The organism is Clostridioides sp. ES-S-0005-03 (genome assembly GCF_020658455.1).
GTDB lineage: Bacteria > Bacillota > Clostridia > Peptostreptococcales > Peptostreptococcaceae > Clostridioides.
Genome location: NZ_JACVWI010000003.1, coordinates 277,701 through 295,448 on the forward strand (window position 1 = coordinate 277,701; position 17,748 = coordinate 295,448).

Annotated in this window: 16 protein-coding genes and 1 tRNA gene; 14 read left to right on the top strand and 3 right to left on the bottom strand. The window is 28.4% G+C overall.

Features of this window, described 5'->3' with window-relative positions; all coding sequences use genetic code 11:
- The first annotated feature begins 4 nt into the window (after positions 1-4).
- From IC218_RS13975 to hisJ, 5 genes are all read left to right on the top strand, one after another.
- The gene (locus tag IC218_RS13975) at positions 5-820 is read left to right on the top strand and encodes a biotin/lipoate A/B protein ligase family protein (protein ID WP_227433439.1); all 816 of its coding nucleotides are present in this window, start codon (positions 5-7) and stop codon (positions 818-820) included.
- A gap of 150 nt (positions 821-970) precedes the next feature.
- Positions 971-1,162, top strand: a complete 192-nt coding sequence (locus tag IC218_RS13980; protein ID WP_227433438.1) for a CooT family nickel-binding protein — start codon at positions 971-973, stop codon at positions 1,160-1,162.
- Positions 1,163-1,180: 18 nt separating this feature from the next.
- Positions 1,181-1,597 (top strand): DUF3842 family protein, encoded by a 417-nt coding sequence (locus tag IC218_RS13985; protein ID WP_227433437.1) that lies wholly within the window; start codon positions 1,181-1,183, stop codon positions 1,595-1,597.
- Positions 1,598-1,612: 15 nt separating this feature from the next.
- A complete protein-coding gene (locus IC218_RS13990) occupies positions 1,613-1,966 on the top strand; it encodes a zinc transporter (RefSeq protein WP_227433436.1) in 354 nt (117 codons plus the stop codon).
- A 212-nt stretch (positions 1,967-2,178) separates the two neighbouring features.
- Complete coding sequence (gene hisJ / locus IC218_RS13995) at positions 2,179-2,958, top strand: histidinol-phosphatase HisJ (protein WP_227824726.1); 780 nt, start codon at positions 2,179-2,181, stop codon at positions 2,956-2,958.
- A gap of 233 nt (positions 2,959-3,191) precedes the next feature.
- On the opposite strand, the gene IC218_RS14000 is transcribed toward hisJ, so the two are convergent.
- Entirely contained in the window at positions 3,192-4,070 is an 879-nt protein-coding gene (locus IC218_RS14000) for a DUF4300 family protein (protein WP_227483000.1), read from the bottom strand.
- A gap of 552 nt (positions 4,071-4,622) precedes the next feature.
- On the opposite strand from IC218_RS14000, the gene IC218_RS14005 reads away from it, so the two are divergent.
- Entirely contained in the window at positions 4,623-5,135 is a 513-nt protein-coding gene (locus IC218_RS14005; RefSeq protein WP_227824727.1) for a hypothetical protein, read from the top strand.
- A 358-nt stretch (positions 5,136-5,493) separates the two neighbouring features.
- On the opposite strand, the gene IC218_RS14010 is transcribed toward IC218_RS14005, so the two are convergent.
- Positions 5,494-6,591 (bottom strand): pyridoxal-phosphate-dependent aminotransferase family protein, encoded by a 1,098-nt coding sequence (locus IC218_RS14010; protein WP_227824728.1) that lies wholly within the window; start codon positions 6,589-6,591, stop codon positions 5,494-5,496.
- Between the two features lie 291 nt (positions 6,592-6,882).
- On the opposite strand from IC218_RS14010, the gene glpK reads away from it, so the two are divergent.
- Both glpK and IC218_RS14020 read left to right on the top strand, forming a co-directional pair.
- Positions 6,883-8,409, top strand: coding sequence for a glycerol kinase GlpK (gene glpK, locus IC218_RS14015; RefSeq protein WP_227433431.1), 1,527 nt, complete (start codon positions 6,883-6,885; stop codon positions 8,407-8,409).
- A gap of 39 nt (positions 8,410-8,448) precedes the next feature.
- Positions 8,449-9,564: an ethanolamine utilization protein EutH gene (locus IC218_RS14020; protein ID WP_227824729.1), complete on the top strand. Its 1,116-nt coding sequence runs from the start codon at positions 8,449-8,451 to the stop codon at positions 9,562-9,564.
- A 200-nt stretch (positions 9,565-9,764) separates the two neighbouring features.
- Here IC218_RS14020 and IC218_RS14025 read toward each other — a convergent pair whose 3' ends face one another.
- The gene (locus IC218_RS14025) at positions 9,765-10,529 is read right to left on the bottom strand and encodes a DeoR/GlpR family DNA-binding transcription regulator (RefSeq protein WP_227824730.1); all 765 of its coding nucleotides are present in this window, start codon (positions 10,527-10,529) and stop codon (positions 9,765-9,767) included.
- Between the two features lie 259 nt (positions 10,530-10,788).
- Between IC218_RS14025 and IC218_RS14030 the strand changes: the two genes are divergently transcribed.
- The 6 genes from IC218_RS14030 (at position 10,789) to IC218_RS14055 (ending at position 17,712) form a co-directional block, all read left to right on the top strand.
- Positions 10,789-10,879 (top strand) — tRNA-Ser (locus IC218_RS14030).
- A gap of 95 nt (positions 10,880-10,974) precedes the next feature.
- A complete protein-coding gene (locus IC218_RS14035) occupies positions 10,975-11,763 on the top strand; it encodes a flagellar motor protein (protein ID WP_227433428.1) in 789 nt (262 codons plus the stop codon).
- A gap of 20 nt (positions 11,764-11,783) precedes the next feature.
- Positions 11,784-12,524: a flagellar motor protein MotB gene (locus tag IC218_RS14040; protein WP_227433427.1), complete on the top strand. Its 741-nt coding sequence runs from the start codon at positions 11,784-11,786 to the stop codon at positions 12,522-12,524.
- A 180-nt stretch (positions 12,525-12,704) separates the two neighbouring features.
- Complete coding sequence (locus IC218_RS14045) at positions 12,705-13,079, top strand: hypothetical protein (RefSeq protein WP_227433426.1); 375 nt, start codon at positions 12,705-12,707, stop codon at positions 13,077-13,079.
- A gap of 92 nt (positions 13,080-13,171) precedes the next feature.
- Positions 13,172-14,632, top strand: coding sequence for an extracellular solute-binding protein (locus IC218_RS14050; protein WP_227824731.1), 1,461 nt, complete (start codon positions 13,172-13,174; stop codon positions 14,630-14,632).
- A 50-nt stretch (positions 14,633-14,682) separates the two neighbouring features.
- Positions 14,683-17,712: an EAL domain-containing protein gene (locus tag IC218_RS14055; protein ID WP_227824732.1), complete on the top strand. Its 3,030-nt coding sequence runs from the start codon at positions 14,683-14,685 to the stop codon at positions 17,710-17,712.
- Positions 17,713-17,748: the final 36 nt, after the last annotated feature.

Below are 17,748 nucleotides of genomic sequence, written 5' to 3' on the forward strand. Positions count from 1 at the left end.
AATCATGAATCAGTGGAGAGTTATACATAATAAATCATATGATGGTGCAATGAATATGGCAATTGATGAAGCTATATTTACTGCATATAAAAAAGGATGTGTGAAGCCAACACTTAGATTTTACACTTGGAAGCCAGCTTGCTTGAGTGTAGGATATTTTCAAAAACTTGAAGATGAGGTAGATTTAGATAAGTGTAAGTGCATGAATATAGACTATGTCAGAAGAATCACAGGAGGAAGAGCTGTATTACATGATAATGAGCTAACTTATAGTATAATTATAGGAGAAGATAATCCTTTAATTGATAAAAGTATAAATCTATCTTATAGATATATAAGTGAAGGTTTAGTTAGAGGATTGAATTTAAGTGGTATAGAAACAGATAACTTAAATAGTGGAGAGAGAATAGGTAGAGAAAATTTATCAGCTGCATGCTTTAATGCACATGCATCATATGAAGTTACTATTAATAATAAAAAGGTAATTGGAAGTGCTCAAAGTAGAAAAGACGGTGTTTTGTTACAGCATGGTTCAATAATAATGGATTTTGATGTAGAAAAATTGTTTAAATTAATAAAGGCTAAAACACCAGAACTAAAAGAAAGAGCAATGAAATTCACAGCTAAAAAGGCCAGTGGAATAGAGAATGAAATTGGTAAAAAAATAGACATAGATATTCTACAAGCTAATCTAATAAAAGGACTGGCTAGTCAATTTAATGTTGAGTTTGTAGAAGAAGACTTGACTGATTATGAAAAGCAATTAGCTGAAGAATTATATAAAAAATACAAGGATGAAGAGTATAATAAAAAGCGTTAACTTTAATTGACTTTAAGTAAATTAAAGTGATATACTTAAGGTATAATAATATACGAAAATTGAAATCATGAAGGTTTCTTTGGTGTATTGAAATACCTGAGGAAGTCTTTTTTTGATTTTTAATAAAAATCATATTAGGAGGAGATTTATATGTGTGAATCATCAGCTTTCATTTGTAAGAATAACAATGAATTAGAAAAGGTTATGGAGAATGTGGTTAATATAGACCCTTGTGATGGAAAGATTTATTTAACTGATTTATTAGGAGAACAAAAAATAATAGATGGAATAATTAAAGAAATAAGATTGATGGACCATAAGATAATAATACAAGAAAATTAATTAATAGGGGAATTTCATATGATAATAGCAGTGATAGATGGAATGGGTGGAGGTATAGGAGCCCAGATAGTTTCTTCTCTGAGAGAAGAATTACCTACATATGTAGAAATTTATGCACTAGGAACTAATTCTATAGCAACTAGTTCTATGATGAAGGCTCATGCTAATAAAGGAGCTACAGGGGAAAATGCTATAGTAGTATCAGCTAGAAAAGCCAATATAATAGTTGCACCTATTTCTGTAATAATACCTAATTCTATGATGGGGGAAGTCACTTGTAATATAAGTGAAGCTATTGCAGATAGTGAGGCACTTAAGATACTTTTACCTATTATGCCAGAAAATATAGAGTTAGTTGGATTAGAAGGTAAACCATTAGCACTACTTGTAAAAGATTCTGTTAATGTTATAAAAAAAGAATTTAATATAAAATAACAGGGGGAATAACTAATGATGTTTGATAGAGAGATTATAAGATACCACCATGGGCACCATGACCATGACGACCATTGCCATGAACATACTCATGGAGATATGTGCCATGAACATCCACACGACCATGCTCATGACCATGACCACGAACATAATCATGAAGAATCATCAGAGTCTAAAGATGAGAAAACTTTAAAAATACTTTTAGTACATTGGATAAATCACAATGAGACTCATGAAGAAGGATTTAGAGAATGGGTAGAAAAGGCTAGAGCTATTGGAAAAGAAGAAACTGCAAAGAGTATTGAAAAAGCTATAGAATGTATGGAAGAAGCAAATAAAATGTTATTAGAGGCTAAAAAACATATGTAAATATGATTGTTAAAATCGCTTATATATTTTGATATAGGCGATTTTTTATGCCTTATTTATATTTAATTATTGAAATTTCTAATGAGTATGTACTATACTTTAATGAGGAAATTTATTATAAAACTGAGTTATTTAATATATCTTCGGCTTCAAATATTACTGGAGATAGTTAAGGAGGAGTAGTTCAATTTAATAAAAGGAGAGAATTAGTTATGAAAGATGGTCATATACATTCACCTTATTGTCCTCATGGAAGTAAGGATGATTTTGAAAAATATATACAAAGGGCAATTGATGTTGGTCTAACAGAAATGACATTTACAGAGCATTTTCCATATCCAAATGGATTTCAAGACCCTGCACCTGAAAATGATAGTTGCATGAATCCTGAAAATTTATCAAATTACCTTGATGATGTTAAAAATTTCAAGCAAAAATATGAGAGCAAAATTAAGATAAATGTAGGAGCGGAAGTAGATTTTCTTGAAGGTTATGAAGAAGGCATAAAAAACAATTTAGATAAATATGGTGATGAATTAGAGGATTCTCTATTATCAGTACATATAATTAAAATTGATGGTGCCTATTGTTGTGTGGACTATAGTGTAGAAGAGTTTCAAAATCTGATTGATAAGCTTGGAAGCATTGAAGCTGTTTATAATAAGTATTATGAAACATTAATAAAAGCTGTAAATGCTGATTTAGGTACATATAAACCAAAGAGAATAGGTCATTTAAATTTAGTTAGAAAGTTTAATCAAGTATTTCCATATAATTATGAAGGAAATAAAGTTCTTGAAGAATTAATAAAGCTAGTTAAAGAAAAAGGATATGAACTTGATTACAATGTTTCTGGAAACAGAAAAGAATATTGTAAAGAGCCTTATGTAGATGGATACTTATTAGAATTAGCAAAAAAATATGATATTCCATTAGTCCTTGGCTCAGATTCTCACTGTGCAGAGGAAATAAATAATTATGATATAGGATAAAGATATATATATTATAATCCTAAAGTTATGATAATTTATATTTTTAAAGTATTTATTTAAAAGACTGTAAGTAGATTTATGTAAAATAAATCTACTTACAGTCTTTTTGTTAAATTAGAAAAATATTTATAGATTTGTTCAGTATGAAAGTTTTATAATTAATATTTTTTCATGGATATAGCCTATTTTTACTTATCTTAACAATCATAAAGTGCTTTTAGTATTTAGAGATATTACTGCATAAGTTTATCATTTTCCATTATTATTGGGTCTAGTAATTCTACATTTCCTTCTGACATCTTTAATCTATTGAACATATAATTTTTCACATCTTTTTTACTTTTGAACTTAGTAACTTGGTAAGGTGATGTAGAACCATATTTTTCTATAAATAAGATATCTTTATCAGTTTTGATACATATACCTGTATGACCTATAAATACATTTTTAGTTTCTGGATAACGAAGAAAGCCACTTATAATAGACATATTTTTATTATCTTTAAAAGATATTTTTCTTTTTTTCCACTCTTTTTTTATTTGTTCTGCATTTTTATTTATATCATCTGTGTCTTGAGTTGGTATTGCAGAGAAAAAGTTAATAAATTTTTCTACATCCTTTGAGTTAAATTTTGCATCTCTATTATTCATTATAGTATCTAAATCAATACTTAAATCGATAGAATCTCCAGTAAACTTCTCTTTTGAGTTGATGAAATCTTTAAAAAGTCTAAATGCTGTTATTCTACAATTTACATCCATATAGTTAGGAAACTTTTCCATCCAGTTACTTTGTAATTTATCTAAATTGTATGGAACCTGTTTTGTGTTAATTGAACTATATCCAGACTTAGATATATTTACATTGTTTTGAAGTATTTTAATTTGAAGTTTGTTGTAGCTCCTAACTGATTTAATAAAAATATCAATATCTTTCTTATTTATTTTATTTTTTTCTAATACATTTTTCACTTGATTTTCTATCTTTCTATCTATTATGTTAGAGTATACTAATCTACTATTATCTTTAATAGTTGAATATGCAAAGATTGTAAGTATGCTTGATAACACTAAAATAGCAGACAATATTGCTATTAGTAAATTTTTTCTCACCTGTTTTTCTCCTTTATAAATTTATTTTGTCGACATATTTATAGTATATAGTACATTTAATTTTAGCTTCAATATGTTTTTAATTACAAAACTGTTGCAAAAAATATAACTTTATTTAAAACTTTTTTTTAATATATAAAAATATATACTAAATAGGGGTATATATTCTTTGAATTTTCAACTAATTTATTTGGATATTGATTATAGGATTTTATAAGTCAAAAATGAGTAAACTATCAATGAAATATATAGTGAGACTAGTTTTTTGGATGTAGTATTTTTGGTAAATAAGTAGGTTTGAGATATATGATAAATTTTACTTTATTAAAAATAAAATTTATTAAGTTCGATAAATATACTATTAGATTCATTAAAAGTTTAAAAATTTTATTTTTTTAATTCAACTATTCCCCAAAAAATTAGGTTTTAAGGAATAGTTAAATTAAAAAGTTTGGTTACATAATAGTAATTTTAGTTACAAGAATTAAACTGTAAAAATTAGATTTTTATTTATATAATTTCACTAAGAACATTTAATTTAGGAGGTAAAATATGAAGTTAAAAAAATTAAAAACTGGTATGGTCATGGCATTAACAATAATAACTATTGGGACGTCACTGATAAATGTATCAGCTATGGAATTAAACAGGAGTGAAGAATTTGAGACTAAGTACAGTGAAATGAAAAAAGAATTTCAAGAAGAGTATGGAAAGGAAGATAAATTCAAAGTCGTGCTAGATGATGAATTTACAAAAGAAGAAGTAAATGGAGCTAAAGGGATTATAAAGACAACTAATAAAATGAATAATGAGGTTGTAGTTTTAAATTATTTTGCTGAAATGAAATCAGGAATTGAATTTGAATTAAAACCAAAAGCTGAAAAAAATGTAATTTTAAGAGCTGAGTTTCAGCAAGGATATGGAAATGAAGATAAATTTAAAGTTGTACTAGACGATGAATTCACAAAAGAAGAGGTAAATGGAGCTAAAGGGATTATAAAGACAACAGATAAAGAAACAGGTGAAGTTATTGTATATAATTACTTTGATGAGCTTGAAAAGTAATATTTAAAGCCTTTAATTAAAAAAAGAATCAGATTTAAAAGTATATAGTATCATGTATAGATTTTAAATTTATAACAATCTATACAGTTAAATAGCCGAATTGTATCAAAAATATAAAAGAATTAAATATAAAAAGAATTGTATAAAAATAAATTTTTCATATAGGGGTGAACTTTACATATTAGAGTTCACCCTTATAAAAAAATATAAAACAACATCTGGCTATATTTAATGTTCAAGTATATTTTTGAATATGTTCATATAGAGTGATTATTTATAGATAGCTGTTATTTACAAACCATAATCTAGTTTAACTTGAGATATTTATATAGTTTTTTTATTTATGGTCTTGAGATATTTATATGGCTTTTTTAACTTCTAGCTTTGATTTTAAAATATCAAGGAATTTATAACAATCGTCTGGATAAATTTCTCCCATATTTGCAACTTGGAACATATTATCATCTAGAAATTTGCCTTTTCCTGGATATACCACATAACCATTTTCTTCTTCTAGTTCTAATATAAATCTATTTATATCAATTTCTTTAGGAAGAAATACAGACGTAACAGTATTAGACATATATTTATCTGGAAGTAAAAATGTTAGACCTAGTTCCTCCATACCATTTCTTAAAATAGCAGAACATTCTTTATATCTTTCTATCTTACTGTCATCTTCTAAAAATTCAGTTAAAGCTTCATTAAGAGCAAATATTAAAGTGACATTAGGTGTATTTGGTGTTTGAGAAGATGATTTTGCAAGCTTATAATGTTTGTAAAGGCTAAGATACACATTTTTACATTGACCTTCTTTAATATTTTGTAAAACGCTTTCTTTAGCACAAAGATATGCAGAGCCTGGAAATGCCCCAAGGGCTTTACCACCAACACCTGTTATTATATCTATATTAAACTCATCAACATCAATGTATTCACCAGCAGATGCACTTATTGCATCAACAAAAAATATTTTGTTATATTTTTTTGCAAGTTTTCCTAATTCAGGTACAGGATTTATCATTCCTGAACTAGTCTCATGAAATACCATAGCAATTACTTTTATGTCAGGATTTTCAAGTAAGTATTTTTCTAAAATATCTAAGTCTGGATATTCAGCCCATTTAAAGTCTGGTTTGTAGGTCTTAACACTATAAGCAGATAATATTTCTTCTAGCCTTTCTCCAAATACACCATTACTAACTAATAAAGCAGCATCTTCTTTATCAAATATAGAAGATAATACACATTCATTTACAGATGTTCCAGAACCAGATACAACTAGAGAATAATAATCAGAAGTTGCATTATATAATTTACCGATTTTTTGTTGTGTATCTTTAAATAAATTCATGAATTCATTTCCTCTATGACATATATCATAGTGAAGAAGTGAATTTCTAACCCTATCTGTAACCATTACTGGTCCAGGACTAAATAGATATGTTTTTTTCATTGCAAATCCTCCTTAAAGTTTAATTTAAATTTTATGATGACTGTTTATGTGCATATATTAAAAGTTTATGTGTTAATTTAACTAGATTATAGAATAAAACTAATAATATTGCAATAATATTTTAATTAAAATACTTTAACAATCAAAAAAAGTAAAAATATACAAAAAATATTGTAATAAATATTGTATAAATCCCCAAGATGATATAGAATATAAATAAGTTGAATAGATTTTATATTCAAAAAATAATAAAAAATCTATTAATTCTGAAAATAAAGGGGGACGCTTAAAGTGAAATATGTATTAGCAATTGATCAAGGAACAACAGGAACAAGAGCAGTATTAATAAATGAAAAATCAGAGTTTGTTTTTAGTGATTATATGGAGCATACTCAAATCTATCCACAATCTGGATACGTCGAACATGACCCTATAGAAATTTGGAATAACACAAAAACTGTAAGTAATAATGTACTACAACAAGCTTTTAAAAGTGGAATAGATGAAAGTGATATAAAGGGAATAGGTATAGATAATCAAGGTGAAACAGTAATGCTATGGGATAAAAATACAGGTATGCCATTATACAATGCAATTGTATGGCAGTGCAGAAGAACTTATGATTATGTTGAAAATTTAAAGAATATACCAGGATTAGAAAATAAGATAATAGATAAAACAGGACTAATCATAGACCCTTATTTTTCAGGGACAAAAATTAAATGGATAATAGATAATGTAAAAGGTGTAAAAGAAAAAATCAAAAATGGAGAAGTACTTGCTGGAACATTAGATAGCTGGTTAATTTGGAAAATGACAGGAGGAAAGTCTTTTTTAACTGATGTTTCTACAGCAGCAAGAACCATGCTTTTTAATATAAGAGATATGAATTGGGATAGAGAATTACTTGATATTATAGGAGTTCCTAGAAGTATTTTAGCGGATATAATGCCTACAAGTGGTGATTTTGGGACTACAGACAAAGGGGCATTTTGTGGTGTATCAATAAAAATTACTGCTTCGATGGTTGACCAGCCAGCAGCTCTATTTGGAAATGGATGCTTTGAGCCAGGTATGGTTAAAAATACTTATGGGACAGGATGTTTCTTATATATGAATATAGGTGAAGAGTTGAAAATAGCGGGTAATGGTATATTAACAACTGTTGCTTGGAAAATAGGAGACAAAATTACATATGCTTATGATGGCGGAGTATATATAGCAGGTGCTGCAATACAGTGGCTTAGAGATGGAATTGGAGTTATAAAAAATTACTCAGAAACTGATGATATGGCTAACTCAATACCAAGTACTGGTGGTGTATATTTTGTTCCAGCGTTTGCAGGGATTGCAGCACCTTATTGGGACCAATATGCAAGAGGTACAATGGTTGGTATAACAGGCAGTACTAAGAAAGAGCATATAGTGAGAGCTACTCTTGAATCTGTTGCACTTCAGGTCAAAGATGTTGTTGACTCTATGAATTTAGCTTCAGGAAAGGATATAAAAATGCTAAGAGTGGATGGTGGAATTACAAAAAATAATTTTACAATGCAGTTTCAATCCGATATATTAGATATACCAATTGAAATTGCAGAAAATCCTGAGACAACAGTGCTTGGAGTAGGATATATGGCAGGTCTTTCCTGTGGTGTTTGGAATAGTATTGATGAAATTAGAAATGAGTTTACAATAAGTAAAGAATACACTCCAAATATGACAAAACAAAAAAGAGAAGAAATTTTGCTTGGATGGAATCAAGCAGTAAAAAGAGCTATGAATTGGGAAAACGATACCAAAAAGATGTGTGCTAATTAAAGTACAACATAGTATTTACATGTATAGGAGGAATTAAATATGCCCTTTGATAAAGTTATATTATATATAATGGCTGTAGGGGTGCTTTTAGGAGCATTAGATAGGATAATTGGAAATAAATTTGGTCTTGGTGAACAATTCGAAGAAGGTTTTAATTCAATGGGTCCACTAGCTTTAGGGATGGTTGGTATAGTTTGTTTAGCTCCAGTTATCTCAAATGTATTAGGACCAGTAATAATACCAATATTCAATTTATGTGGAGCAGACCCATCTATGTTTGCAACCATATTAGCAAATGATATGGGAGGATATCCATTAGCGATGGAACTTGCACACAATAAAGAAGCAGGGATGCTTGCAGGATTAGTTGTATCATCAATGCTTGGGTGTACACTTGTATTTTCAATCCCAGTAGGATTAGGTCTTATAGAGTATGAAGACAGACCATTTTTTGCAAAAGGGTTATTAATAGGATTAATAACAATACCTTTTGGAGGGATTGTAGGAGGAATGATAGCAGGATTTAATTTATCAATGGTGATTATAAATATGGTGCCAGTAATAATATTAGCAGTAATATTAGCAATAGGTCTGAAAGTAAACTCAACACTTATGATAAATGGGTCTTTAGTTTTTGGAAAAATTATATCTATATTGATAACAATAGGATTAGGTACAGCAGCATTTCAAGAAATAACAGGGGTAGTACTTATAAAAGGAATGACACCTATAGGAGAAGGTATTCAAGTAATTGGAAGTATTGCAATAGTATTATTGGGTACTTTTCCTATACTACATTTATTAGTTAAAGTTTTAAATAAACCACTTACAGCAATAGGTGGAAAATTAGGTATGGATGCAACAAGTGCAGCTGGATTAGTTTTCACTTTAGCTAATAGTATTCCAGTGTATAAAATGATGAAAGACATGAGCCCAAAGGGAAAAGTAGTAAATACAGCATGGTTAGTTTGTGCAACAGCAGCACTAGGTGATCACCTAGGATTTACAGCAGGAGTAGTGCCAGAGATGATTACACCTGTTGTAATTGGAAAGTTAGTTGGTGGAGTATTGGCGATTGCACTTGCTATGGTAATGACAAAAGATTTAACAGCAGAAGAAGAGCAAAGTAGTAAAATGAAAAAAGAGGTTGTATAAAAGAATTAATGTTAAAGTAAGCGTTAAGCTAAATTAAAAAATAGAGTTAAGTTAAAAAAATAAGGTAAATAAAAAAAGACATAGTGACATAGTAAAGACACTGTATAGTTTAGGTATAAATGGAGCTAAATAAATAATTATTTGGCTCCTTAACTTTAATCAATGATATTTTATAAGGAACTAAAAAGCAATCATATAAGCTAATTATCAGCTATGACTAAAGGTATTCCTTTTTGAGAAAATTCTATAATTATGTCGTGGTCTATACTAGCAGATGTAATAATAGTATCTATATGCTCTATAGGAGCAACAGAAGCAAATGAATTTATTCCAAACTTAGGTGGCTCAACAACTACTATTGACTTTCTAGACCTTTCAATCATTTTTTTTCGAACAAGTGATTCTTCTAAATGATAGTCAGAAATACCATTTTCAAGTGTAATGCCTCCAGCACCTAAAATTGCCTTATCAACATTAAATTGTTCAATGGCTGCTAATGTAAGTGGTCCAGAAAAAGAACCTTCAGTTTCTCTAAGATATCCACCAAGTACATATACTTTTATATTAGTATTCATAAGTTCATTTGCAACCAAAATTGAGTTAGTTATTACAGTCAAGTTTTTTTTGTCTTTTAAACTTTTTGCAACTTCAAGAACAGTAGTTCCAGTATCCATAAAAATAGTGTCATTTGTATTTATAAACTCACTACATTTAAGAGCAATTTGTTTTTTATCATTTGAATTTATTTTTTTTCTTTTAATATAGTTAAGTTCTACGCTACTTGCTATAACTGGTATAGCACCACCATAAACTCTTTTTAAAAGTCCAATACTTTCCATATGTGCTAAGTCTCTTCGTGCTGTTTCTATTGATATATTAAACATTTGGACTATGTCATTTATTTTAATTATATTATCTGATTCGAGAATACTTAAAATCTTCTCATATCTTTCCTGTGGTAACATGGAAAATCCTCCTTGGATTAATATTATTTTAGTTTTAAGCATAACTTATGATGAATTAAGGATTTATGTCTATATGTTAATGTGTGTATATTTAGTAAATAATATTATAAGCGTTATGCAAGATAATTTTACCATATTTCAAACTTACATTTAAGTAAAAAAGTGAAAATAGATATTTAATGACTTAAAATACCTTAAATTTCATAAATTAATTGACTAAAATATAATTTTATTATATAATTTAATTGCATAGAAATAAGGAGAAGTACTCAAGTGGCTCAAGAGGATCCCCTGCTAAGGGATTAGGCTGGGTAACCGGTGCGAGGGTTCGAATCCCTCCTTCTCCGCCAATTATCAAAGGCTATCCTTGTTGAAGGTAGTCTTTTTTGTAATGTCTATTAATAAAAACAACCTAGCAGACATAATTAAAGAAAGGAGGTAATATATGACAACTTTAATTTTCTTTATAGTGGGAATAGCATCTTTAGTGGTTGCTTTCGTTATTGATGGGGGACACATTGGAGCCTTATTTGTATTTTCATCAGCACTTGTTGTTTTTGGTGGAACTATAGGGGCTGTTGGTGCTTCAACACCATTTCCTGTATTCAAAAAGTCCATAAAGATAATGTTGTTAGCTTTTAAAAATAAAAAGCCTAACAATATAGAAAACATAGTTTATTTCAAAGAAATTGCAATCAAGGCCAGAAAAGAAGGTCTTCTTAGTATTGATAAAGAAATAAGCGAAAATGATGAATTGGACCCATTTATTAGAAAAGGTCTTGAACTTATGGTAGACGGCGTTGATGCAGCTACAATAAGAAATATATTAGAATCTCAAATACAAATAACATCAAAAAGACATAAAGAAGGAATAGCAATATTCGATTCAGCAGGAGGGTATGCACCTACACTGGGAATCATAGGTACAGTTATGGGATTAGTACATATTTTAGGAAATCTTTCGAGTAATCCAGATGCACTTGGACCTCAGATATCTGTAGCGTTTTTGGCTACTTTATACGGTGTTGGTTCCGCCAATTTAATTTGGTTACCAATAGCATCAAAGCTTAAAGCTATAAATCAGCAAGAAACTAATGAAAGACTTTTAGTGATAGAAGCGATACTATCTATACTTGAGGGAGATAATTCTAATTTAATGACAGAAAAATTAAAGATATTTTTGAATTCAAAAGAATTAATTGAACTTGGAGAAGCTGATGGTAGAATTGAATAATATAAAAGGATGGAATATTTATGTTACATGATGAAGACGAAAAAGAAGAAAATAATGAGCGATGGCTTTTAACTTATTCAGACCTCATAACATTACTTATGATTTTCTTTGTCATAATGTATTCTATGAGTAATGTTGATGCAGAGAAATATAAACAATTATCTCAATCCCTAAGTTCTGCATTTGGTGGTTCATCTGGAGTTATTGAAGGTGGACAAAATAAAATAGAACCAGTAGTTGACCAAAACAATAATAATCTAGATAGTTTACAAAATCCTGAGTTTAAAGAAGTTGGTGAAAATATTCAAAAGTATTTAAATGAAAGTGGATTGGCAAATTCGGTATCATTAAAAGCTCAAGATAGAGGACTAGTAATAAGCCTTAAAGATACTATATTATTTGATACTGGAAAAGCTGTTATAATAAATGATTCTAGAGATAAGATTATTCAAATAGGTAAGATGTTAAATGAAATGAATAGTTATATAAGAGTAGAAGGTCATACAGATAACCTATCTATAAAAAATTCTGAATTTAAATCTAATTGGGATTTATCAGTCATGAGAGCAACCAATGTTGTCCAACTTCTTATTGATAGTGCAGGTATTGCACCAAATAAGTTGTCTGCTGTAGGATATGGTGAATTTAGACCAATAGCTGACAATTCATCTCCAGATGGCAAATCAAAAAACAGAAGAGTTGATATAGTCTTGGTTGATAGTAAGTTCGATGATGTAGAAAATGTTGGAGAAAATAAATAGTTAAATAAGCTATCTCAATACAGAGTTATTTCTAATAAGGGATAGCTTTTTTATGCGAAAATTAAAAATAGATGATTAGTAAGTTACCTTTTTGTGATAAATATATGGTATCTTAAATATATAATATTTAAATTATGAAAGGACTCAATTTTAAAATTGATATCAAAGGTGAGTAAATAAATGGGTAATAAGAATAAAAACACAAAATATAAAGATAAAACAAGGGCAAGGTATAATAAAAAGGTTGAAACTTTAAATAAAGAGAAGTTAAAAGAATCTAATAAACAACATAAAAAAGAAGATAAGATTACTACTATTATTAATAAATCTAGTATTGTATTATGTGTTCTTTTAGTAATATTTTCTTTACTTTATCTGTTTAAGTTAGTTCAGCTTAATATAATAATGACACTTTTAGTAATTACAGTGGCTATTCAACAAGGTTTGGTATCATTTGGTGCATTTAGAGAGAAGAATTATGCTAAAGGTATATTTTCAATATTTGTAATCATTTGTTTTCTAGTTGCTTTTAAATATACTGTTAGTCCTATTTAAATATATCAGTAAATATTTTATAATTAATATAAGTAATTAAGTTACGGTTTTAATGCTATAATAAATTTTATACATTTGAAGGAGTCGATTTTATGAATAGGAGTGGATTTGTAAAATTAATTATCACATCAATGATTATTTTATTACTTACAGGGTGTGATTTGAAAAAGGAAGAGAGTTATAAACTAGATCCAGAAAATCCGACATCAATAGAAATTTGGCATTATTATAATGGACAGCAAAAAATGGCGTTTGATAAGCTAGTTAAGGAATTTAATGACACTGTAGGTGCTGAAAAAGGAATTATTGTTGAAGCGTTTAGTCAGGGAAATGTAGTTGATTTATCTGAAAAGGTGCTGGATTCTGCTAATAAAAAGGTTGGTTCTGAAGATGTTCCAAATATTTTTGCAGCGTACTCAGATACTGCATATGAAATGGATAAATTAAAACTACTAGTAGATATTGATAAGTACATAAGTAAGGATGAATTAAATGAGTATATAGAAGAATATGTAGATGAAGGTAGACTAAATTCTGATAACGAACTTAAGCTTTTTCCGATTGCAAAGTCTACTGAGATTTTGATGTTAAATAAGACAGATTGGGATAAGTTTGCCAAAGCAACAAATTCAAATATAAATGATATACAAACAATTGAAGGATTAGTAGAGACATCAAAGAAATACTATGAATGGACAGATAGTTTAACAAAAGAGCCTAATGATGGTAAAGCATTTTTTGGAAGAGATGCTCTAGCAAATTATATTATTATAGGAAGTAAGCAGTTAGGAGTAGAAATTTTTTCAGTTAAAGATGGAAAAGTTACATTGAATCTTGATGAAAAGGTTATGAAAAAATTATGGGATAATTTTTATGTCCCATATATAAATGGATATTTTGCATCTTATGGTAAGTTCCGTTCTGATGATGCAAAAACAGGAGATATACTAGCTCTTGTTGGCTCTAGTTCAGGAGCATCATATTTTCCAGATGAAGTAATGTTAAATGATAATGAGAGTTATAAAATTGAGACATCTGTCTTTCAAGCTCCACGTTTTAAAGATAAAGAAAAATATGCTGTACAACAAGGGGCAGGAATGGCTGTAACAAAATCTACTAAAGAAGAAGAGTATGCATCAGTAGAATTTTTAAAATGGTTTACAGATAAAGAGTCTAATGTAAAATTCTCTATTGCTTCTGGATATCTACCAGTAAAGAAAAAAACAAATAATTTGGATGTTATAAAGGATGTTATGAATAAAGACGATTTAAAGGTATCAAGTAAAGTGGAAAGTTCAATTGTTTCATCTATTGAACAGATTAATAGTTGTAAGTTGTACACTAATAAAGCATTTGATGGTGGGACAAAAGCCAGACAAATCCTTGAGTATTCAATGATTGATAAAGCTAAAGAAGATTTAAATAAAATAAATGAATTAATAAAAAATGGAACCTCTAAAGAGAATGCAGTAGCACAATTTAATAATAATGAAAATTTTTCAGCATGGTTTTTAAATTTTAAGACTGAGCTTGAAAATGCTGTAAAAGAGTAGGTGAATTGGCAACGTGTACCAAAATGCACAAAGGTATGGGTGGAATAAATATGGAAAATAATCTAAAAAAGAATAACTCAATAATGAAAAAGATGATATTTCCTCTAATTATTGTTATGCTAATTCAAACAAGTTTATTTTGTGCCACAATTTTATGGGGAGGAACTATTAAAAGACTAAATGATAATTCATTTGATATTTTAAATGAAAGAGTAATTAATCGTAAAAATTATATACAAAATGAGATGTTACAAAGATGGTCAAAGACAAGCGAGACAGAACTAGCTATTAACTCATCTGTAAAAAAGGTTTTAGATGAAAATAATGTCTCAATTAAAGATGTGGGTATAAACGAAGAAATTAATAAAGAAATTATAAAAAATATATCAAAAGATTTAATATATCTTTTGAGAAAAAATTCTGTTACAGGTTCTTTCATAATTTTAAATAACAAAGATATTGAAGATGATTCAATAAATAGTAAAGATGAAATAAGTAGGACAGGATTGTATATAAGAGACCTAGACCCTAAATTTAACCCAAATGATAATTCTGATTTGCTAATTGAAAGAGGCTCCTCAGAGATAGCAAGAAGTTTTGGAATATCTATGGATAGTTATTGGGCTCCAAAGTTTTCCTTTAAAAGTGAAAATGAGGAAAAAGGAGATAATTTCTTTTATAAACCATTTAGAGCTGCAATTGATAATCCAAATACATCAAGTTCTAATTTAGGATACTGGGGAAGTCAGTTCTTATTAACAAATGAAGGCGATAGAGTTATAACATATTCAGTTCCTCTTATTTATGAAGATGGAACTGTATATGGAGTACTTGGAATAGATTTAGGTATAAATTATTTAAGAGAGTTGCTTCCATATGGGGAGATAAATGAGAATAAAAAAGGTAATTATATTTTAGGCGTAGATAGAAATGATGATTTGGCATTTGAAAATGTTGTTTCGAATGGTTATACATTTAAAGACAAATTTTGGGATGGTTTACATTCGAACCTTGAGCAAAAAGAATCTTATAAAAATGTATATAAAGTTAAAAATGAAGATGATGGTAAAATTAAAGAAAGTACTTATGCTAGTGTACAATATTTAGATTTATACAATTCCAATACTCCATTTGAAAATGAGCGTTGGGCTCTTTTGGGAATTATTGAAGAAAAAAGTTTATTGTGTTTTTCAAAAAGAGTGGAAACCTTGGTAATAGTGTCTGTTGCAGTTTCCTTAGTGATAGGGCTTATAGGTATTTATATTGCTTCGAGATTGTTTACAAAACCAATTGTTCTTTTGGTTAATAAAGTTAGAAATAGTAATCCATCAAAACCAGTAAATCTTGATAAAATAAACATATCTGAAATAGATGAATTATCTTCAGCCATAGAGCTACTTAGTGCAAATGTTGCAGATTCCTCATCAAAATTATCACAAATTATTGAAATTGCAGATATGCCAATTGGAGCTTTTGAATTATATAAAAATGGAGATAATGTTTTTTGTACAAAAGGATTTTTTAGTATATTTACTACGGATGATGAATTTCAAGAATATGGATATATATCAAAAAGTAAATTTATGAAAAAAATGAATGAAATGGATACATATTTACAGAAAAATTATAAGACAGAAAATATATACATATATAAATTTGAATCTAAAGATAAAACTTCTAAGTGGATAAGATTAAATATTGTTGAAGATGACTTAAAGATATTAGGTGTTGTTGTTGATGTTACAAAAGAGTTTATTGAGAAAATGAAAATTGAGTATGAAAGAGATTTTGATATTTTAACAAATCTTCTAAATAGGAGAGCTTTTTATTCACAAGTACGAGAAAAATTTGAAAATAAAGAAGAGATTAAAATAGCTGCATTTATAATGTGGGATTTAGATAATTTAAAATATATTAATGATACCTATGGTCATGATGCTGGTGATGAATATATTAGATGTGCAGCAGATATACTTAAAAAGTTTATATCATGGAATGGTATAGTTTCTAGACTTTCAGGGGATGAGTTTTATGTATTCATATATGGGTATGAAAGTAAAGATAGCATAAGAACTATTATTAACTCAGTTAAGACACAGATGAATAATACTTTATTAAAGCTTCATGATGGGACAGAATTTAAAATAAGAGCATCAGCAGGAATTTCTTGGTATCCTAGCGATTCAACTAACTATGATGAACTAATGAAATATGCAGATTTTGCTATGTATCAAATTAAAAATACAATTAAAGGTGAAGTAAGTGAATTTGATGTCAATATATATAATAAAGATTCATTCTTGTTGCATAATAGAGAAGAGTTAAATAAATTAATTGATGGTCAATTGGTTGAATATGCATTTCAGCCTATTGTGGATTGTAAAGGTGAAGTATTTGCATATGAAGCACTTATGAGACCCAAAATGGAAACTTTTAGTTCTCCAATGGATGTTATTAGATTGGCTCGTTCACAGTCTAAGTTATATCAAATCGAACGTATCACATGGTTCAAAGCACTTAAATCTTTTAAGAGATATAGGGAACAGTTTGGAGTGTGTAAATTGTTCTTAAACTCTATACCAAATAATAATTTATCAAAAGTTGATTTTGAAGAAATAGAAGATTTATATGGTAATTATCTAAATAGGGTAGTGCTAGAAATAACAGAGAATGATAAGATTAGTGAAGATTTTATTGACAAAAAGAAAGTGTATATAAATCAGTGGAATATAGAAATTGCTTTAGATGATTTTGGAACAGGTTACAATGGCGATGCTGTACTACTGTACATAATGCCAAATTATGTGAAGATTGATATGTCTATTGTAAGAGGTATTGACAAAGATGAAGATAGAAGAAAAATACTAAAAAACCTTATTTCATATTCTAAAGAAAGAAATATTAAAGTTATAGCAGAAGGTGTAGAAACCAAAAGTGAAATGGAAGCATTAGTAGCTATTGGAATAGATTATATTCAAGGATATTACATTGGTAAACCAGAATTTGTTCCTCAAGATATAAGTGATAAAATTAAACAGGAACTCAAGATATGTTATGAAAATAGAGATGATATAGTTTAATAGAAGAAAAATTAAATGTATTTTTAGGATACTTTT